General features: G+C 49.8%; 20 protein-coding genes. 13 read left to right on the top strand and 7 right to left on the bottom strand.

Features of this window, described 5'->3' with window-relative positions:
• Positions 1-53 precede the first annotated feature (53 nt).
• Complete coding sequence (gene leuS, locus IQ256_RS02065) at positions 54-2,660, bottom strand: leucine--tRNA ligase (protein WP_193853803.1); 2,607 nt, start codon at positions 2,658-2,660, stop codon at positions 54-56.
• A gap of 90 nt (positions 2,661-2,750) precedes the next feature.
• On the opposite strand from leuS, the gene IQ256_RS02060 reads away from it, so the two are divergent.
• On the top strand, positions 2,751-3,203 hold the full coding sequence (locus tag IQ256_RS02060) for a gamma-glutamylcyclotransferase (protein WP_193853799.1): 453 nt from the start codon (positions 2,751-2,753) through the stop codon (positions 3,201-3,203).
• 66 nt (positions 3,204-3,269) lie between these two features.
• Positions 3,270-3,695, top strand: a complete 426-nt coding sequence (locus tag IQ256_RS02055) for a hypothetical protein (protein WP_193853790.1) — start codon at positions 3,270-3,272, stop codon at positions 3,693-3,695.
• Between the two features lie 130 nt (positions 3,696-3,825).
• On the opposite strand, the gene IQ256_RS02050 is transcribed toward IQ256_RS02055, so the two are convergent.
• Positions 3,826-4,140 (bottom strand): hypothetical protein, encoded by a 315-nt coding sequence (locus tag IQ256_RS02050; protein WP_228024490.1) that lies wholly within the window; start codon positions 4,138-4,140, stop codon positions 3,826-3,828.
• A gap of 36 nt (positions 4,141-4,176) precedes the next feature.
• Between IQ256_RS02050 and IQ256_RS02045 the strand changes: the two genes are divergently transcribed.
• Positions 4,177-4,320, top strand: a complete 144-nt coding sequence (locus IQ256_RS02045; protein WP_193853788.1) for a hypothetical protein — start codon at positions 4,177-4,179, stop codon at positions 4,318-4,320.
• A gap of 206 nt (positions 4,321-4,526) precedes the next feature.
• Here IQ256_RS02045 and IQ256_RS02040 read toward each other — a convergent pair whose 3' ends face one another.
• Entirely contained in the window at positions 4,527-5,294 is a 768-nt protein-coding gene (locus tag IQ256_RS02040) for a Uma2 family endonuclease (protein WP_193853786.1), read from the bottom strand.
• 226 nt (positions 5,295-5,520) lie between these two features.
• On the opposite strand from IQ256_RS02040, the gene IQ256_RS02035 reads away from it, so the two are divergent.
• Positions 5,521-7,839, top strand: a complete 2,319-nt coding sequence (locus IQ256_RS02035; protein ID WP_193853784.1) for a metallophosphoesterase — start codon at positions 5,521-5,523, stop codon at positions 7,837-7,839.
• Between the two features lie 89 nt (positions 7,840-7,928).
• The gene (gene cofH, locus IQ256_RS02030; RefSeq protein WP_193853782.1) at positions 7,929-9,086 is read left to right on the top strand and encodes a 7,8-didemethyl-8-hydroxy-5-deazariboflavin synthase subunit CofH; all 1,158 of its coding nucleotides are present in this window, start codon (positions 7,929-7,931) and stop codon (positions 9,084-9,086) included.
• 86 nt (positions 9,087-9,172) lie between these two features.
• Here the strand turns inward: cofH and IQ256_RS02025 are convergent, their stop codons facing one another.
• The 3 genes from IQ256_RS02025 to IQ256_RS02015 all read right to left on the bottom strand — a co-directional run bounded on the left by IQ256_RS02025 (position 9,173) and on the right by IQ256_RS02015 (position 12,501).
• Positions 9,173-10,720, bottom strand: coding sequence for a GMC oxidoreductase (locus tag IQ256_RS02025; protein ID WP_193853780.1), 1,548 nt, complete (start codon positions 10,718-10,720; stop codon positions 9,173-9,175).
• A gap of 52 nt (positions 10,721-10,772) precedes the next feature.
• Positions 10,773-11,609, bottom strand: coding sequence for an ABC transporter permease (locus IQ256_RS02020; RefSeq protein WP_193853778.1), 837 nt, complete (start codon positions 11,607-11,609; stop codon positions 10,773-10,775).
• A 67-nt stretch (positions 11,610-11,676) separates the two neighbouring features.
• A complete protein-coding gene (locus tag IQ256_RS02015; protein WP_193853776.1) occupies positions 11,677-12,501 on the bottom strand; it encodes an ABC transporter permease in 825 nt (274 codons plus the stop codon).
• Between the two features lie 105 nt (positions 12,502-12,606).
• Between IQ256_RS02015 and IQ256_RS02010 the strand changes: the two genes are divergently transcribed.
• The 5 genes from IQ256_RS02010 to IQ256_RS01990 all read left to right on the top strand — a co-directional run bounded on the left by IQ256_RS02010 (position 12,607) and on the right by IQ256_RS01990 (position 14,755).
• The gene (locus tag IQ256_RS02010; RefSeq protein WP_193853774.1) at positions 12,607-12,837 is read left to right on the top strand and encodes a DUF433 domain-containing protein; all 231 of its coding nucleotides are present in this window, start codon (positions 12,607-12,609) and stop codon (positions 12,835-12,837) included.
• 9 nt (positions 12,838-12,846) lie between these two features.
• Positions 12,847-13,257, top strand: coding sequence for a formylglycine-generating enzyme family protein (locus IQ256_RS02005; protein ID WP_193853772.1), 411 nt, complete (start codon positions 12,847-12,849; stop codon positions 13,255-13,257).
• 247 nt (positions 13,258-13,504) lie between these two features.
• The gene (locus IQ256_RS02000; protein WP_193853770.1) at positions 13,505-13,750 is read left to right on the top strand and encodes a UPF0175 family protein; all 246 of its coding nucleotides are present in this window, start codon (positions 13,505-13,507) and stop codon (positions 13,748-13,750) included.
• Positions 13,747-14,247, top strand: coding sequence for a DUF3368 domain-containing protein (locus IQ256_RS30265; RefSeq protein ID WP_193853768.1), 501 nt, complete (start codon positions 13,747-13,749; stop codon positions 14,245-14,247). The genes IQ256_RS02000 and IQ256_RS30265 overlap by 4 nt, the downstream gene beginning before the upstream one ends.
• Before the next feature lie 139 nt (positions 14,248-14,386).
• Positions 14,387-14,755: a hypothetical protein gene (locus tag IQ256_RS01990; RefSeq protein WP_193853767.1), complete on the top strand. Its 369-nt coding sequence runs from the start codon at positions 14,387-14,389 to the stop codon at positions 14,753-14,755.
• Positions 14,756-14,773: 18 nt separating this feature from the next.
• Here the strand turns inward: IQ256_RS01990 and IQ256_RS01985 are convergent, their stop codons facing one another.
• Positions 14,774-15,724 (bottom strand): ATP-binding cassette domain-containing protein, encoded by a 951-nt coding sequence (locus IQ256_RS01985; protein WP_193853766.1) that lies wholly within the window; start codon positions 15,722-15,724, stop codon positions 14,774-14,776.
• A gap of 351 nt (positions 15,725-16,075) precedes the next feature.
• Here IQ256_RS01985 and IQ256_RS01980 point away from each other — a divergent pair, with 351 nt between their 5' ends.
• The 3 genes from IQ256_RS01980 to IQ256_RS01970 all read left to right on the top strand — a co-directional run.
• The gene (locus IQ256_RS01980) at positions 16,076-17,332 is read left to right on the top strand and encodes a tetratricopeptide repeat protein (RefSeq protein WP_193853765.1); all 1,257 of its coding nucleotides are present in this window, start codon (positions 16,076-16,078) and stop codon (positions 17,330-17,332) included.
• A 298-nt stretch (positions 17,333-17,630) separates the two neighbouring features.
• Positions 17,631-18,929 carry an AAA family ATPase gene (locus IQ256_RS01975; RefSeq protein WP_193853764.1) on the top strand — a complete coding sequence of 433 codons (1,299 nt, stop codon included), beginning with the start codon at positions 17,631-17,633 and terminating at the stop codon, positions 18,927-18,929.
• Positions 18,926-19,488 (top strand): hypothetical protein (locus IQ256_RS01970; RefSeq protein ID WP_228024489.1); only part of this gene is annotated, 563 nt, incomplete at its 3' end. The genes IQ256_RS01975 and IQ256_RS01970, both read left to right, overlap by 4 nt.

Raw genomic sequence — 19,488 nt, 5'->3', positions numbered from 1 at the left:
CTGACTTTTTCTGTGAAGATTTCGTTTGTATTTTCCAATACAAATGTCAATTGCTATACAGCTACAAAGTTCACTAGCTTGCCAGGTACAACAATCACTTTCTTGATCTCTTTACCTGCTAGGTAGCGCTGAGCAATCTCCGACTCACGAGCATAGTTTTCTAAGGCAGCTTTGTCGGCGCTAGCGGGCACTTGCAGGGTTCCTCTGGTTTTACCCATTATCTGAATAACTAGCGTAATTTCATCAGCGACTAATGCTGACGATTCGACTTTTGGCCAGGGCTGTTGATGAACAGAATCAGTAGAGCCTAAACCTATTGTCAGAGCAGACCACAGCTCGTCGGCAATATGCGGTGCAAACGGCGCAATTAGCTTCACTAAGGTGCAGATAGCTTCAGCGAAGACGGGGGTGGCTTTGTCCTGGGTATCGTTGATGGCGTTGCTGAGTTTCATCAGCTCAGAGACTGCCGTATTGAACTGATAGTCGCCTTCAATATCTTCGGTGATTTCTTTGATGGCGGTGTGGGTAGCGCGGCGAAGCGTTTTTTCGGCCTTGCTGAGCGCGCTCTGATCGATCTTGTCGCTGGTGCCCACTAGGCTAGCGGCGCTGTCAGACTGGGCAAATTCAGTTACGGCTCGCCAGACCCGATTGAGAAAGCGATACTGACCTTCCACATCGGCATCATCCCATTCAAGGTCTTTCTCAGGCGGCGCTTTGAACAGAATGAACATACGGGCAGTGTCTGCACCGTACTTTTCTAGAACAGAAATCGGAGAGATGCCGTTGAATTTGGATTTTGACATCTTCTCGAAAGAGACTTTGAGCGGTTCGCCCGTCTCTGGATCGACAGGGTTGTTCAAGTCGGCAATGTTCTCAGGAACGATAAATTGACCATCGGAAGTTTTGTAGGTGATTGCTTGAACCATGCCCTGAGTCAGCAGGCGCTGAAAGGGTTCGTCGAAATTGAGTAGGCCGCGATCGCGCAATACCTTAGTAAAAAAGCGAGAATACAACAAATGCAAAATCGCATGTTCAATTCCGCCCACGTACTGATCAACCGGCAGCCACTTGTTCACCCGATCTTTCGAGAAAACAGCCGCTTTATTATTGGCATCGGCATAGCGCAAGAAGTACCAAGACGAATCCAAGAAAGTATCCATCGTATCGGTTTCACGTTTAGCATCTGTTCCACAGCTAGGGCAGGCCACGTTCACCCAGTCGTCAAACTTAGCCAAAGAAGGCACGCTTTGACCCGTCAGTTCTACGTTTTCGGGTAGCTTGACGGGTAGGTCTGACTCAGGAACGGGAACGGTACCACACGCCGGACAGTGAATCACGGGAATCGGCGCACCCCAGTAGCGCTGCCGAGACACTAGCCAGTCGCGTAGGCGATAGTTAGTGGTGCCCTTGCCGAGTGATTCTTTTTGTAGGTGCGCGATCGCCACGCCCACACTTTTCTTTTTTCCTTTGCCCGCAGGCACCCCGTCTAGCGGCCCAGAATTCACCATCACGCCATCGTGCGGATAGGCTTCGCTCATCGTCGCGCCGTCAAAAGTTTCTCCTTCCGGCTGCACAACTACCTTGATCGGCAAGTCAAACTTACGGGCAAACTCAAAGTCTCTTTGGTCATGGGCAGGCACCGCCATAATTGCGCCCGTACCGTAGTCCATCATCACGTAATCAGCCGTCCAAATCGGAATCTCTTCGCTGTTAACCGGATTAGTCGCCGTGCTGCCCGTCCAGACGCCCGTTTTTTCTCTGCCTTCGTCCGTACGATCAATGGTGCTAAGTGCCGCTGCTGCCGCTTGATAGGCTTGTACGGCTTCGGCTTGCTTAGGCGTTGTGAGCTTTTCCATCAGCGGATGCTCAGGAGAAACCACCATAAACGTTGCGCCCCAGAGCGTATCGGGGCGAGTGGTGTAGATTTCTAGCTCGCCTGCACTGGTTTGAAAAGTGACCTGTGCCCCTTTGGATTTACCAATCCAGTTGGCCTGCATCGTTTTTACACGCTCGGGCCAGCCGGGAAGCTTGTCTAAATCGTTCAGGAGCTGATCGGCGTAGTCAGTAATTTTAAAGAACCACTGCTTTAGCAATTTGCGCTCGACTTTTGCCCCCGAGCGCCAGGAACGCCCTTCGCTGTCTACTTGCTCGTTCGCTAGAACAGTTTGATCAATTGGATCCCAGTTCACCGCCGCTTCTTTTTGGTAGGCTAGGCCCGCCTCAAAAAACTGCAAGAAAATCCACTGAGTCCAGCGGTAGTAATTGGGTAGGCAGGTGGTGACTTCGCGATTCCAGTCGTAGGAGAGGCCCAATGCTTTGAGCTGATCTCGCATCTGAGCAATGTTTTTGAGCGTCCAGTCAGCTGGGGGAACGCCGCGTTTGATCGCTGCGTTTTCGGCAGGTAGGCCAAAGGCATCCCAGCCCATCGGATGTAAGACGTTGTAGCCCTGCATGCGGCGAATGCGGGCAATTACATCGGTGATGGTGTAGTTACGCACATGGCCCATGTGCAAGTCACCCGATGGGTAGGGGAACATCGAAAGAGCGTAGAACTTTTTAGCGCCTGGGCTGAGATCCTCGGGCGTCTTGTTCAGATTGTTGTTGGCCCAGTACTGCTGCCATTTTGCTTCTATCTCTGCTGGGCTATATCGCACTTCCACGCCGCTACGGTTCCTTTTTTGTTCACTTGCTTAAGGTTGTATTTTAGAGGGTGAAGTGAATTTGAGGGCGTTTTGTGACTTTAGAATCTAATGAAATCTGATATTTCTGATTCCGATAGTTCTAACCCTGAGGCTGACCTTTCTGTCTTTGTCTATGGCACGCTGAAACCGGGAGGTCGCTTTCATGTTCGTTTTTGCGGCATGTATCTAACGGAGGCGATTCCGGCGATGGTGAAGGGGCGGCTATATAATTTTCCGCGTTTAGGCTATCCGGCAATGACAGTCGGCGATGACTGGGTGAAGGGCGCTCTGCTTAGATTTGCTCAGTCCCCTGAAATCTGCGCCGATATCCTCCAAGGTCTAGATAAACTAGAAGGCTATTCTCCTAAACGAGGTGATATTGAGAATGAGTACTTGCGCTGTGAGATGACAGTTTTTGACCGAGCGCAGCAGCCTTTGCAAATGGCTTGGGGCTATGTGATGTCTGAAGACGAGGTGCGATCGCGCGGCGGCATCTATCTACCTGACGGCATTTGGGCGTAATCAGCAGCTCGAACTGCGCGTCGCGTGGCTCATCAGCTAGCGAAATATCATCTTGAGGAAAAACACATGAGCGATCGACTAGATAGAATTGAGGCCATTTTAGAGAGCACGGCTGAGCGGCTTGACCGGATTACAGAGCATCAGGATAGAAACACCAACGATATCGACACGCTGGTAGGCGCGGTGAGCACTAATGAAGTTGGTATTCGAGAACTGACAACCAATATTGATCGACTCACTGCTAACGTTGATCGGCTAGCGAGCAGTTCAGCCGGAAGCAATCAGCGCTTTGACCTATTGCGCCAGGAGGCGATCGCAGACCGCAGAGAAGCTAGTCAGCGCTTTGACGATGCCGTTGACCAGATCAATGCAGATCGCGCCAATAATCGGGAAAGTTTCAACGCACTGATCTCACAGATGAATCGCGATCGCGCTGCTCAGCAAGAAATACTGCAAGGCTTGCTATTAGAACTCACAAGAGCAAATCGGTGAATCGAAGCTCTAGAAAGGGGGAGCGCGTAGCTGACTGATTTGGTTGATTGGGCTCGAAGGGCGATCACACTCTACACAACTATTTTGCCTGCTGTATGAAACGCGATCGCCCTCACTCATCTAGCTAAGCCTAAAGCTGTTTTCTCAGCAAACTCATCGCCTCCCCTTGCGTAGGCGTGATCACCAGCGCGTCTTCAATCGTCAGCACCGGACTCCATAGAATCGTTTCGGTGTAGTGCAGTGCGTGCAATAGGTGAATGGTTTGGCGGATGGCGTCGGGTTTGCCCAGCAAGATATGACGGATAGATTCGCCGGGAGCGTTGCCTGACGGTGTTAGGTGCGGGAGCGGTGAGGTTTGCAGGTTTGAGCGCTGGGCAGGAGGGCACAGATCGCGTATAGGATCGCCGATAGAAGGGCAATCACACAAGAAAGATGTGGGTTTCACGGGGTTTTTCTCCGGTATGTTTAGGGGTTGCTCAGGATGATGATCAAGCTGAGCGGTGGAAGAAAGACCCGCGAAAAACTCAAGCCACCCCAACTTGCTAAAGGTCAGGGTGGCTGTGGCATGATTATGCACAACCTCCATCGCTGGTTAGATCAGTCTTTGGGGGCTAGCTGGCGATGATCTGTTGGTGCAGTCATCGTCAGCGACTTAAATTTTTCGGGGCGGTTTGGCCACTAGATACGCAGATGCCTTCTTTAGCTAAAGTCAGCAAACGTAGCTAGTACCGTAAGACTCACCCTATCGCCTTTGTTTTTCGCCTGTCAATTATTTGACAGAGAATCCTCATAAATACACTTAGCTCAGAATCCGCTTAGTCCTAGGTGAATTCAGCTTAGAGTCTCTAGATCGACGCCCAATTCTCTTAGCTTTGCAGCAAGTGCTTCAGCCTTTTGTCGTTCTGCTTCAGTTTTTTGACGCTCTACCATTACCTGTTCAGCGCTCCACAGCAGCAGGCTGTCAGAGTCATCCCACCAGCGCAGCCAATGAGTTGTTTTACCTAGGCGCTCTCCTTTCCATATCCCTAAATTGAGCTGTAATTCTGGTATCCAAAATCGGCCATTCGCATTAGCGGTCTGTAGGACGTATTGACCGTTCTCAAGGCGGCGAACCTGCAAACTAGGCTCGTAGGGATTGTAGGTGACGTAAGTAGGCACCTGTAGAATCTGCTCATAAAAATAGAGCTTGCCATAGGGCGGCATTGACCTAATGGAAAGTTCACCACAGTCGTCAGCAGACAGAAATTCCATCACAACCGCTACCGGATCGCCTTCGGTATGTGGCGTATAGCTACGGCGAATAACGTCTTCTCGAATCGGTAGAACGTATGGAACGTAGAACCAATCGGGAGCCTTAACCACAGTGCGTTTGTCGATGTTGGCGACGAGGCCAAAGTTTGAGCCAATTAGCATCTCTGATTGGATAAGGCCATTCTCGCCGAGGGCATCAGTGAGAGCGGCGGCGAGTGGCGGCTGTTGAATATTTTCCACAGGGTCATCTGGCAGAACAAAATCGTCTGGAAGCGGTTCCCAAGTAACGACAGGCTGTTTCAAAGTGGCGGTAGGCTTTGTCGTTTGACGTTCGCTTGAAAGCACCATAGCGCTGACATCAAGTGTATGAGTAGGTCAACAATAGCACTTTCGTCTGAACGGTCATCTGGTTGACTCTTATCCGATTTTTGGCTACTCAGCTCTGATACGCAAAATCAAACTGAGCATTAAGCATTAATTTCCCCTTCCATAAAGTTCTCTTAACGACATAGAACTAACCCGTAGCAAATACTGAGGGAGTCAGTGAAGAACCCGTTCAACAGTAGGTATATCTATGCTGCGCGTTAACCCTTATCTACAACAGCCTTCTAGTGATGGAATGTACATCACTTGGTTCACCGAAGAGAATATTTCTGGTGAATTATCGATTACAGGACCAGGCTTGGACAGCCCTTTAACCTTTGTTACTAGCCCTACCTTTGAACCGATACTCGGTTATACAGATGCCGAGCTAAACCAAGAGATCGAAGGCTTAGAACCAGGCTCGTGGCTGCTTGGCAACGAGAACTACAAGCACACTGTAGACGTCACCGAACTTGCGCCGGACAGTACCTATGAGTATTCAGTGTCGGTTGGAGAAACCACTTTTGAATCCAGCTTTGAGACAGCCCCCACCGCTGAAGACTGGGACACAATTCGCTTTGTTGTACTCTCAGACAGTGAGACTGAACCTAGAGGCCGGGTCAATCGTCGTGACTGGCAGCAGGGAGCTTTAGACGAAGACTCTTTGTCCCGCCCAGGTGTAGAAGATAGCCTATGGGCAGAGACAATTGGCGTGAGCGGCGATCGCATTAACTATCCCCTAACGGAAAACGTTGGCTACAGAAACAATCTGGAGATCATCAACAGCCGAGATCCAGACTTCATGGTGATGCCAGGAGATTTGGTTCAAGGGGGAGGCTATCAACCGGGCTGGGATGAATTTTTTCGTCATAATGCTGGCGAATTTGATAGTGGCTTATCTGAGTACCCACTCCTACCCGCTTTAGGCAACTGGGAAAACTTTGGCGCACTCAACGGAGGCTATGGCGTTGACGAAGACGGGCGATATGGTCCCTTGTTTGGCCGCGAAAAGTATCATGTGTACTTTGATGCCCCAGCCAATGGCACCCTCGAACATCAAGATAACTACTATCGTACTGACTACGGCCCGGTCACGATTCTGACGCTAGACAGCTCGAACGGCGAACCAGATGACAGCCGCGACAACTATGACGGAGAAGGACAACCCCCCCAAGTTAGTGGTCGTGAGTACACAGGGCCTGGCACCGATACCCAAGAGAACGTCACCCGCGAACAGTACGAAGCGGCAGGCGGAACTGATCTTGCAGATTTTAACCCTGGTAGTCCGCAGTGGAATTGGGCGATCGCACAGCTAGAATCAGCCCGTGCAGAGGGCCAATATATTTTTGCACAGTTCCACCACGCACCTTACTCTAGCGGTACCCACGGCCTACCGATGAATCACGAAGATTCTTCTGGACAGGGCGGAACGCCGATGCGCCAGTATCAAACCCTGTTTGAGGAATACGGTGTAGTGGCAGTTTTCTCTGGGCACAGCGAAATGTTCGAGCGTAGCTTTGTCGATGAAGATAATGACGGAGAAGGGGTCTACTACTACGATGTGGGTGTTGCTGGAGATGGTATGCGTGGAGAGCGCACGGATGAGGATGGAAATCTCCTTGGCTACAACTCGTTCAGCCAGTGGACTGCCGATCAAAGCGAACCAGAACTGTGGCAAGAGGTAGACGGCGTCCTTCAAAATGTAGCAGGTGGAAAGCACTACGGACACCTAGAAGTTAACCTAGAAAATTTGGGTGAAGAGAACGGAGCGCAGATTACCTTTACGCCTGTTTACAGCTTTCCTGTTTTGGATACCAACTATGACCTAGTAGATACCGAGCGCCGGGTGTATGGAGACGAGATTGTAATCGAGCTTGCCAACACAGAACCGACAGTTGACATCGAAGGGACTGATAACGCCGAGACTTTAGAAGGGACTGATGCCAACGAGACCATCATCGCTCTAGACGGTAACGACACTGTAGCGGGCGGCTTCGGCGATGACCTGATCGACGGTGGTAGCGGTGACGATATCCTGCGTGGAGACACCAATAAGCGCAGTCCTCAAGATGGCATTGGCGGTAATGACATTATCTTTGGTGCTGACGGTAATGACCGAATTGGTGGCAAGGCGGGTGACGATATCCTCAGCGGCGATGCAGGCGATGACATGATTTGGGGCGATGATGGCGACGACATTATCTTTGGAGGCATAGGTAACGACGTGCTCGTGGGTGATAACAAGTCGAAGGGTAGCGGTAGCGATCTATTTGTTTTCGGTAATGATGACGGAACCGACACAGTTATAGATTTTGAAGTCGAGATTGATCGTATTGGTTTAATCGAAGGTGAATTGACCTTCGCTGAGCTGACAATTTCTCAAGATGGCAGCACAACGGTGCTAGGTGTCACTAGCACGGGTGAAAACCTTGCAATCTTGAATAATGTACAAGCATCTAGCCTAACAGCGAGTAGCTTTGAAGTCGTTGCTGATATCGCCAATTTGGAGGAAGCGATGGCGTTGATTTAGACTAGAAAGCAGAACTCATCAAATCCTTATGCCTAAGGCATTCAGAAGTTAAGCTAGTAGGGTGACGTAATGGGTTGATAGGTGGGTTGATGCCAAAGATTGAGAAGATTCTGGAGCGGGCGATCGCACATAAAGACATTTCGATAGAAGAAGGGATTGCCCTGCTTAAAGTGGAAACTGAGGCAGATAGAGAAGCCATTCGTCAGGCGGCAGATACGCTGCGACAGCGGCAGGCAGGCGATACGGTCACCTATGTACTCAACCGCAACATTAACTACACCAATATCTGCGAGCAGCACTGTAGCTTTTGCGCCTTTCGCCGAGACGCCGATCAAGTGGGTGCTTACTGGGTGGATTGGGGCGGCATTTTAGAGAAAGCGCAGGAGGCCGCCGCGCTAGGTGCAACAGAAGTGTGTATGCAGGGCGGGCTGAACCCTGAGGCCAAAATCAACGATTCTTCCCTAGCGTATTACTGCAAACTCGTAGAAACCATCAAAGCGGCTTCACCTGACCTACATGTCCACGCTTTTTCCCCGCAGGAGGTGCAGTTCATCGCCAGAGAAGACAGACTGAGCCTGAAAGCTGTGTTAGCCGCGTTACGCGATGTCGGTGTCGGCTCTTTACCGGGGACAGCCGCAGAGGTATTGGACGATAGCGTCCGGCGGATACTGTGCCCTGAGAAGACAACGGCGGCTGAGTGGCTGGAGATTGTCGGATTGGCGCATGAAGTGGGATTGCCGACCACTAGCACGATGCTGTCAGGCCATATTGAGACGGTAGAGCAGCAGGTGAAGCATTTGGATTTATTGCGATCGCTTCAACAAAGATCAAAAGCAGCAGGCCACACTGGAATAACAGAATTTATCCTACTTCCCTTCGTTGGACAAGAAGCGCCCAAACCCTTACGTCGTAGAGTTGGCAGAGATCAGCCTGCGCTAGAAGACGCGCTACTGTTGACCGCAGTTGCCAGAATCTTTCTAGGTAATTGGATTGTCAATCATCAGCCTAGCTGGGTAAAGCTGGGCCTAAAGGGCGCAACCGAAGCGCTGCGCTGGGGCTGCAACGATATCGGCGGCATCCTGATGGAAGAACATATCACCTCGATGGCTGGGGCCACAGGCGGAACCTGCCAAAGCGAAGCGGATCTGATCAGCGCGATTGAATCCATCGGCAGACCCGCTAAGCAAAGAGACACGCTATATGGTGAAGTGAAGCAGGGGGCTCAATATTCAATACAAGCTGCCTAAAAGCAGGGGCATAGCAGGTCAATCCATAGCCAATATGCTATTCAGACAAATGTTCCTGACGACTCTGTGCCGAAAGTTGTTCTACTCTATCCCGCTAGTCGCTCGATCAAATGATCGCCGACGCGCATTGCATTTGCCATGATCGTCAGCGAAGGATTGACAGCGGCGCTAGAAGGGAAGAAACTGCCGTCGACGACATATAGATTGTCGATATCGTGGGCTTTGCAGTTGAGATCTAGCACTGAGCTGGCCGGGTCTGTGCCAAAGCGACAGGTACCGACTTGATGTGCGATCGCGCCAATCGGCAAAATCTTACTAAAATACCAAGACAGCGGCAGCACGCTTCCCTGGCTATCGACCTCGCGCACTACACCAGTCCAGCGCTTGATCAGCCGCTTAAATGCCTTCATATTGTTCGGCGTGTAGTTCAGCGTAATCTTGCCATTCTTCACCGTCACTCGGTTGCTAGACTCGGGCGCGTCTTCTCCAGTCAGCCACCAATCTACTGTTCGTCTGGCCGCTATTCGCAGCGCCAAAGTCGGCGCAATCTTAGGCACATCTAGTGCCAGCATTCGATGGTTTACCTTGCCCAATAGCTGCACATGCCCCATGGGATATTCAAAACCCGGCTCACCCCAGTAATAATCATTAATCGCCAGCGTCTTTTGAAAGACGCTCTGATTCTCTTTTAGCGTCAGTCCAACAATCGCCGCTGCCAAATGCTTCATGAAGTTTCGGCCCACCTGGTCAGAGCTATTCGCCAATCCGTTCGGGTGCTGCTCATTCGCCGAATTTAGCAGCAGAACCGCAGAATTCACCGCACCGCAAGCAACAACAACAATATCTCCAGAAAAAACTCGTTCCTCTCCTTCAACCTCTGCCTCAACGCCAGTAATTTCTTTGCCAGAAGCGCTCGTGCGTAACCGATTCACCTTCGCTTCTGTCACGAGATGCACATTCTCTTTTCCCATAGTCGGGCGCATGCAGCTCACATCCGCATCAGCCTTGGCATCGATAAAGCAGGGAAAGCCATCGCAGGTATTGCAGCGAATACACTCGCTCAAGAACCTATCTTTCTCATTGAGCTTGACCGACAGTGGCAGATAGAACGGCTTTAGCCCTTTCGCTTGAAACGCCTTGTCAAGCCCAGCAATCCGGGGCTCATGACTCACGGGCGGAAAGGGATAATCGCTTTGGCGCGGCGGTTCTGTCGGGTCTAGTCCTTGTTTGCCATGTACCTGATAGAGTGCTTCGGCCTCGTCGTAATAGGATTCAAAGTTGGCATACTTCAGCGGCCAAGCTGGCGAAACGCCCTCACTCAGCTTTACTTCTTCAAAATCTTTTTCCCGTAGCCTAAACAGCGCGCCGCCATAAAATTTTGTATTTCCCCCTACCCAGTAGTTCACACCTGGACTGATATCCTTACCATCTCGATCTGCCCAAACTTCATCCGTTTGATATTTACCATCACGGAAAACAGCAGCGGTATTCCAATTATCCTTTTCTTTGGGTAGAAAGCCCCCTCGCTCTAGAACCAAAATCTTCTTGCCGCTAGGGGCCAGGCGATGAGCTAATGTACCGCCACCCGCGCCAGTGCCGATGATAATAACGTCGTAATGCTCAGAGGTTGACATAGTAGAGTTCAGAAAAGATGAGAGGTTAGTAGGAAGCAAATATCTAATAAGATCATAGTCTTCTTTCGTAAGCTCTGAGCGTCAACGGTCCTAGGATCAATATCAAAAGCAAACTCCATAGCAAAACGATACCAATTGAGCCAAAGGCTGACTCGCCCAAAGCCAGTGCTCTCATTGCTTCAGAGACAATAGAAACAGGGTTATGAACGATGATAGGTTGCGCCCAGTCTGGAAACCCTTCTTTTGGTACATAGCCAACGCTCATAAACGTTAGTGGCAATATCCACGGATTGATCGCAGCGGCGACGGACTCGGCTGACTTTGCCCCGATCGCAATATAAAAGCCGAATAGAGAAACTGACAGCGTAAAGACTATCGGCAGCAGCAAAAAGCCCAGCACGCTGAACAAATTTCCTTGAAAGCGAAAGCCGATCAGATAGGCGGCCAGCACGATTCCGGTGGTTTGGAATAAAAGACGCCCCCCGGAGGCGAGTAGTCGTCCGCCGACGGCGGCAAAGCGGGCAATCGGCATCGCCCGCAGTCGCACATCCATACCGTTGTCTAGATCCTCGTAAAAAAGATTGCTAATGTTTACTGTATTAAACAGCAGTCCCTGGACAATGATGAAAGGAAGCAAGAACTGAGCGTAGCTGCTGAAGCTGCCGTCTGAAGAGACAACTCTGGCAAAGCTGGCAGTAAAGACAAATAAAAGAGAAATTGGAAAGGCGGTCGAGACCAGTATGGAAGCTGGATTGCGAATCTCTATCAGCGTATTGCGCCAGGCAACCATGAGAATATCGTGGAATGTTCTACGCAAACCACCCTCGCGGCGGGAGGCGACCATTGCTGCGATCGCATCGGTATCTAGTTGTGGCAAGTGATTGGTCATACTGCTGTAGCCGCCAAATAATATCGGAAACAAGAACAAAATAGGCGATGAGAATCCTGACTAACGCTCAAGATAATCTCTTATAGAGTCGAACCGACCAAGCGCCTAGAACAATCAGCAGGCCAAGCAGCCAAGCCATACTAGCGATAAACAAGGCAAGACTTGCATCCCCGTTTAAGAGCGATCGCAGCGCATCGCTAGTAATGCTTACTGGCTGATAGCGGACAAAAGGCTGCAGCCAGCTTGGAAAGTTCTCAGTGGGGCTAAACCCATTACTCAGCAGCAGCAGCGGCGTATACGGGATGATAGAAACGGCGTCTACTAGCGTCGGATCGCGAAGCTTGAGTGCCAAGATGGTGTAGCCAGTGATGCAGGTAGCCGTAAAGGTAATAATTAGGGTGAAATAGCCAATCCAGGCAAACAGCCCCCCATAGAAACGAAAGCCAAAGCCATAGGCGACACAAAACAGAATAACTGTCGCGATCAAAGCTCGTACCATGTACGCCATCACCAGCCCAGCCACCACAGCCACCCTAGAAATAGGCATCACCCGGCAGCGATTCATCATGCCCGTTTCAATATCTTTGGCGAGCATAATAGACGAACCCAAACCAGCAAAGAAAAGCACTTGAATATTGATGATCGGCACCAGATATTGAATGTAGTCGATACCCTGGCGGGCCATCAGCTTTTGGCCAATAATCCAAAAGCCTGCTAGAAAGACCGTCGGAAAGATTGCGATCGCCACAATCACAATCGGATTGCGCTTTAGCCGAATCAAATTCCGCCCAGTAATCAACCAGCTATCTACTACTGCTCGCCGCCATCCACTCTCCTGCCGCTGAGCAATCATCCGCTGTGCCAGAAAGTCTATATCACTGTCTAGATTCATAAGGCGAGACTCCGCATCAGTAGACTAGACTAACAAGCATCCTCGCTTTGTGGCCATCTGCTCCAAGGCTATAAGGTTTCTATCGTCAGTTGTGGATATAGACACATGCAAACGCTAACTCGTATCACTTGGAACCCTGAAGTAATGGGTGGCAAACCGTGTATCAGAGGGATGCGAGTCGCGGTAGGAACTATTTTGGGGCTGATGGCAGCGGGCCGCAGTGAATCAGAAATTCTGACGGCTTACCCTTACTTAGAAGCCGATGACATCAAAGAATCGTTAGCGTATGCTGCTTGGCGAGTTGATGAAATCGAAGTCCCTCTGCAATCCGTATGAAGGTCTTGATTGAGAGGAATTGCAGCATGGACACCTTTTCACTTTGGCGACACTCTAATTGCTGATACCGCCAACTACAATGCCAACTACACCTACGGCAATGGACCAAAAGGAAACTATCGAAAACAAACGGTAGACGTCGGCAGTTTTCCGGCGAATGCATTTGGCTTGCACGACATGCACGGCAACGTATGGGAATGGTGTGCCGATCACTGTCATGAGAACTATGAGGGTACGCCTACAGATGGAAGTGCCTGGATAACAGGCGGAGATGACTCACGACGGCTGCTGCGGAGCGGTTCTTGGAACGATTTTCCCGATTACTGCCGATCGGCGTATCGTTACTGGGGCGCGCGCGCTTACTGGGACAACAGCATCGGTTTTCGTGTAGTTTGTGTCTCCGCCTGGACTCTTGCGTAGCCCTTTGCGCTCTTCCCCTCTTGCTCTTTTCCCTTCTTTATCTTTTCTCTCTTTTCTCTCTTTCGCGTGTGGAACCCACCCCGGACTACTGGTCAGCAGTCCGCCCCTCCCGAGGAGGGGAGCTGCATCAGGTTATAAGGCATTGGGAAATCAACTGGCACTGACGGTACGATGTCGTATGATTTATGTGGCTATGGTTGCTTCAGCTTCCAAGTAATAGTTGCGCTCTCAAAGAGGAGAACAGGTCATGAGCCTAACAATTTCTGATGCTGTACTCTCAGCTAGCGGGCTGAAGGCAGAGGAGCTATTCCTAGAGATCATTTTGCTACTTTTTCAGCGAGATAAGCTGAGCCTGGGAAAAGCAGCAGAGCTATTGGACATGCCACAGGTTCGCTTTCAGCATCTAATTGCAGAACGTGGCATCTGCGTTCACTATGACGTGGCCGAATTTCGAGAGGATATTGAACAGCTCAAGGCTCAAGGCTTGCTGTGATTGTTGTTAGTGATACCTCACCACTGAGCGGACTAGCAATTGTTAATCAGCTAGCGCTAGTTCATGCACTGTATGGACAGCTAGTAATTCCGTCTGCGGTAGCAAAAGAGCTAGAGCGAGGTGGACAGTACGATCCTAAAATTGCTCAGGTTCTGTCGTTGGAATGGGTAGAAATCAGATCAGTAATAGATCGGCGTTTGGTAGATGAACTAGAGTCTGCCTACAACCTAGATGTGGGTGAGTCGGAGGCGATCGCACTAGCTCTAGAGCTAAAGGCAAAGGCGCTACTAATAGACGAACGACTGGGCAGACAAGAGGCTAGCCGTTTAGGTCTCTCTATTACCGGAATGCTAGGTATTCTACTCGCCGCAAAAAAGAAAAATCTCGTCAGCGAGATTCGACTGATTGTAGATGAGCTAATTGGCAAAGCAGGATTCCGAATCAGCGCTCAGCTCTACCAGGAGGTAATGACTACAGCAGGAGAAGATAATAGATAGATGTATAGGCAAAGTAGAAAAACTGGATCAAAGTAATGTTCGGTAGCTTTTCAAGAGACCGACTTCTAGACTTGATGACACTCGCCTGGTAGATTTCGTCTAGATACAACTTGCGACAATCAATTAGGCTTTGCGTTCCATGACTGACGAAAATCAAATCTATGTGATTGTCGAAACGCTAGAGCCCGAAGAAACCACTGTTGTAGAAGGTACTCGTAGCGGCAGGGAAGATACCGGTCCTGGCTGGGACGCGGCTGAAATAGTACGAACAATTCAACAGCGCCGTGTCGCCATCAATGCCAGCAAGCTAAAAGCCGAAATGAAAAAGCTAATTGCCGTCGTTGATGATGTGTTCGAGCAGGCAGAACCCGCCCAAGCCAAAACAGGATTGAAGCTAGAGGAAGTGACCCTATCTGTAACAGTTAACGCCGAAGGTCAGCTCAGCATTCTCGGCACAGGTGGCAAACTTGGTGCCTCTAGCGGTATTACCCTGAAGTTTGCTAGGTGAAGTTAGTGTAAATAAGATTCAGTCTTTGGTGGTGTGGCCTGTGAGCTTAAAAAAGACATCGTCTAGGCTGGGGCGGCGCATAGAAATGTCGGTGATCGCAATACCAGCCGCTTCTAATCGCATCACAATCTCGGTCAGCGTATTCGCACCTTTAGGGGCTGCGATCGCCAAAGGCCCATTCTCTCCCATTTCTCCGGTCACCACATCGCCCATATCTGACAACAACTCTCTTACTTTCTTCACGTCTGCCAAATTCGCCAGTCGCAGCTCGCAAAACTTGCCACCGACGCGATCTTTTAGTTCATCAACAGTTCCTTCGGCGATCACTCGCCCGTGATCAATCACAACAATTTGATCGGCCAGAGCGTCGGCTTCTTCTAAATACTGCGTAGTTAGGATGATTGTAATTCCTTGCGCCTTCAGATCCTTGACCACGGCCCATAGCTGCTGACGGCTGCGCGGATCGAGCCCAGTGGTCGGCTCATCCAAGAAAAGAACCAGGGGCAGTACAACAATGCTTGCGGCTAGATCCAGTCGCCGTCTCATTCCACCCGAAAAGGTCTTGACCTGCCGATCGGCTGCCTCTACTAAGTCAAACTGAATCAAAAGTTCCTGGGCGCGGCGTTTGGCCGCACCTGACGAGAGTCTGAGCAACCGACCAAATAAGACTAAGTTTTCGCGAGCGGTCAGGGCTTCGTCTACGGCGGCGAACTGTCCAGTGAGGCTAATGAGCGATCGCACGGCTTCTGGCTGCTTGACCACATCATAGCCAGCAATGGTAGCCTGCCCACCATCGGGCACTAGCAGCGTCGTCAAACAGTTGATTGCTGTGGTCTTTCCGGCCCCATTTGGCCCCAGCACGCCTAGCACCATGCCCCGACTAGCCGACAGATTAATTCCTTGTAGAACAGTCGTTTTACCAAATCGTTTGATCAAATCTTTGACGTCTACGATGGGCACTCCAGACATTAAACTCACAACCCTTCACACTCAATAAAGTTAGCAAAGCCAAAGCATAGCGCGACGACTCCAAGTCTCCCTACGATCTGTATATGTATTATCCACATAAATATTTCTGAGGAACGATACCTGATTTCGTTCAATCAACGAAAATACGTAAATACGGATGTCCGCTTTGTAGCTTCAGGCTTCGGTCTTAGCGCCGATTGCTTTCTAAAAGTAGATCGCTAGGCTAGAGGTATCAAAGATAACTGACGCTTAGGTTAATACTGAGAACTGATACTAAGGACAGTGTTATCAGTCATACAGCCTCAGCTCAGCACTCGGCGCTACCATTTCTAGACATTTGAGGAAACTCGCATGGCACCATCACTTAAATCTGTATATCAACAGCGAGTAGCCAAGCTGATATACCGACGCGGGGTGACTCATCTGCGGCATCAATCTTATGGCAAGGCAGTCGCAGCGCTAACTCTGGCGATAGAAAAGGGATTCGTGCCGAGTGCTCAAGCCCAAGTAATGAGAGGAATTAGCCAGCTTCAGCTAGGAGATACGGCGGGTGCGATCGCCGACTTTGAAGTAGTGATTAATGCAGCAGCTAATAGCTCTGAGGAGCTATCAAAACCAGAATCGTCTCCACTAGAACTGTCTTCTCAAGCGCCTGCAGAAGTCTCTTTAGATATTCCTTTGGCCCAGGCATATCACCATCGCGGACAACTGCGATCGCAATCGGGTGATGCGGCAGGTGCGCTAGCCGACTGGTCAGCCGCGATCGCCTACTGGCCTCGCTACCCAGAGCCTTATTACAATAGAGCGCTAGCCCATCTCGAACAGGAAAAGCATCGACAGGCGCTCGCTGATTTTGGTAGTGCGATCGCCGCCGATCAAACCTTTGCCAAAGCCTATCTCTGTAGGGGAAATCTGCGTCATCAGCTAGGTGATACAGCAGGTGCGATCGCCGACTGGGAGCTGGCCGTCTGCAACGATTTCACCTTAGAAGACGCCAAGCAAAAGCTAGCGAATAGTCAGCAAGTGGCCTATGACGCCGAACTGAGTGATTTGCTAGCAGCCCCGCTCGCCCTCAAAGATCTATCCGTCAAAGTGCAGCACAGTGGTGCTCAGCTCAGCGTTCATATCTATCGAGCGGTTGGCACAGGTGTCAACTACTACACGCTACCCGATCTGATTCGTGAGCATTTAGTGCCTATGCAGCTGTCAGGCGTCAGCCACTTTCAGCTAGTTGGCCATGTAGAAGGCATCAGACGCAGCGAATGGAATCAGTCGTATGATCTATACAAAGGTCTCCCTTGCCCGCCTAGCAACTGGCAGGCGGCATTTTCTGCTCTGATGCTGTTTCCGCCATTTGGCATTCCTGCCTTCATTCAAGCGGCTCAGGTAAAAGACTTTTACAAAAAAGGCAAGTACATCGAGGCGCTGAGTGCCTCCAAAGCAGTCAAAGGTCTGTGCGTCGCTGGTGGGATTACGCTTGGTTTTTTCACCTTGTTGCCACTGGGCTACGCAGCTTACGACTCTATGAAAGAAGAACCTACGTTTCAAGTTTCAAAGCAGCTAACAGAAAGTAATAAGACGCCCTATCAAGAGATTTTTGAAGACTGACTTTGGTTATTGGAGTAAAACTTTCTAAGGGCTAGAATCACTCAAAATCCTACGGGGGGATTGATATCTAGTTAATGCGTAGTCGCTACAACCAAGAGCAGACTCTATCTTCACAGCTACCGTCGCTAGTGCAGCAAAATAATTCGATACGATACAATGATTGTGTGCTAGGAGAATCTGATTTCACAGTGCTTTCGTCCGTTCGTGATATAAGGTAGACCATGCTGAAGCTATCTAACGGTGTGGACCCGAGCTGAACGGATAGCTTCTACAAGTTGTTTACGTATCGCTATGAGCTATGGCTAGCCTTGAAGAAGCGGAAGCACTGCTAGATGATATGTACAATGCGTTTACTCCAACGCCTCTTCAGCCGGGAGATCCGGCCTATGTTGACTGCCGAGCAGTCCGTGGTGATGAAGATGTGGTGGAAGATCTAGGGCGTACAGTGCGTCGGTCTAGAGAGTACACCTACCAACTGTATTCGGGATATCGTGGCTCGGGCAAAACAACTGAGCTTCTGCGGCTAGGCGAGGCGCTAGAAGGTAGAGGACATATTGTCGTTTACTTTGCGGCTGATGAAGAAGACCTAAGCGTTCAAGATGCTCAATACACCGATATCTTGCTAGCCTGCACTCGCCATCTGTTGAAACGACTGAAGGCGGCAGATCCAGAGCCTATTTTGAAATGGCTGCGAGCTAGGCTGCGAGACCTCAAAGACGTGATGTTGACAGATATCAATGTCGATAAGGTGAACCTGGAAGTAGGCTTAAAAGAGTTTGGTCGGATTTCAGCAGCGGTAAGAGCAGAACCTGGACAAAGGCAGAAGATCCGCGAGCGAATAGAGCCCCATACAGAAACGTTGATCCAAGCACTCAATCAGTTTATCCAGGATGGAAGCCAGCATTTAGAGTCGGGCGCTAAGTTAGTTGTCGTTGCAGATAATTTGGATCGAATTGTTCCTATTTTTAGAGAAAATGGCCGCAGCAACCACGAAGAAATCTTTCTAGATCGACACGAACAGCTCAAGGCGCTGGAGTGTCACATCATCTATACGGTTCCTGTCTCGCTGGTATATTCGCGATGGGCAACAGAACTAAAAGACAACTATGGAATTCCTCTAGTACTACCTTCTATCCGAATCAGGCAAGAAGACGGTAGTCCCTATGAACAAGGTCTAGACACACTCAAGACAATTATTCAGCTAAGGTTGCCACATGAGTTGAGAGATTCTCTTGTTCCTGATGTCTTTGAATCAGAGGACGTTCTAAACGAACTATGCTTAGCGAGCGGGGGGTATGTCCGTGACCTAATCCAGCTGATGCAAGAGGCAATTACGAAAACGGAAGTCCTGCCAATAAAGTTGCGGGCTGTGTTGCGAGCAACTGATGCATTGCGAGACGTATACAAACGAGCCGTGGAAGAGAAGCAGTGGGCCGTATTAAAAGAAATTCATGAGTCTAAAGAGATTGCAAACGATGAGGTGCAGCGCGGTCTGCTCTTCAGTCGCTGTGTTTTAGAGTATCGATATTTTGATAACGCGGACAAAAAGCACACTTGGTACGATGTTCATCCTCTACTTTGGACGGAATTATCATGACTGATAAGCATCCAAAAGCTACGAAGGAAAGCTTTAGCTACAAAGCTTCTGACTCATCGTCTATGTTTGATTCTGTCTTTTCCCAAGATTCTGAAGCGACAGAAGTAATAGATGATATTCTACGGGCGCTGCGACGAAAGAAGGGGTTTGGCCTGTTCTTTGTTCAATGTAATCCGGCTCAAGGTCAGCAGGTCATAAAAGCGATCAAAGAGCGCTTCTACAAAAAAAGGATAGAAGAAGTAAAGCTCTCTAGAGAAAGCAAAGCCTTGTACGGAGATCTTTTAGAAAAGTATCATACTCAGCCATTCGAAGTTGCTTGTATCACAGGTGTAGAGCAAGCTCTGTACGATTATGAAGATACTAAACGGATCGGTGGCTGGAGTTGGGAGGAAGTTTATAACTACAGTTGGAAAGGCGTTCCTCCATTGCTAAGCCATTTGAATCGGCAAAGAGAAGCCTTTGAAACTAACTTGCCCGCGTCTTTAGTCTTCCTTGTTCCTGGGTTCGTAATAGATTACTTCGTCCAAAGAGCACCTGATTTCTTTGACTGGCGTTCTGG

It is taken from the genome of cf. Phormidesmis sp. LEGE 11477 (assembly GCF_015207105.1).
Taxonomy (GTDB): Bacteria; Cyanobacteriota; Cyanobacteriia; order Phormidesmidales; family Phormidesmidaceae; genus Phormidesmis.
The sequence above is the reverse complement of the archived record's forward strand: the minus strand, read 5'-3'. Positions and strand labels throughout refer to the sequence as shown.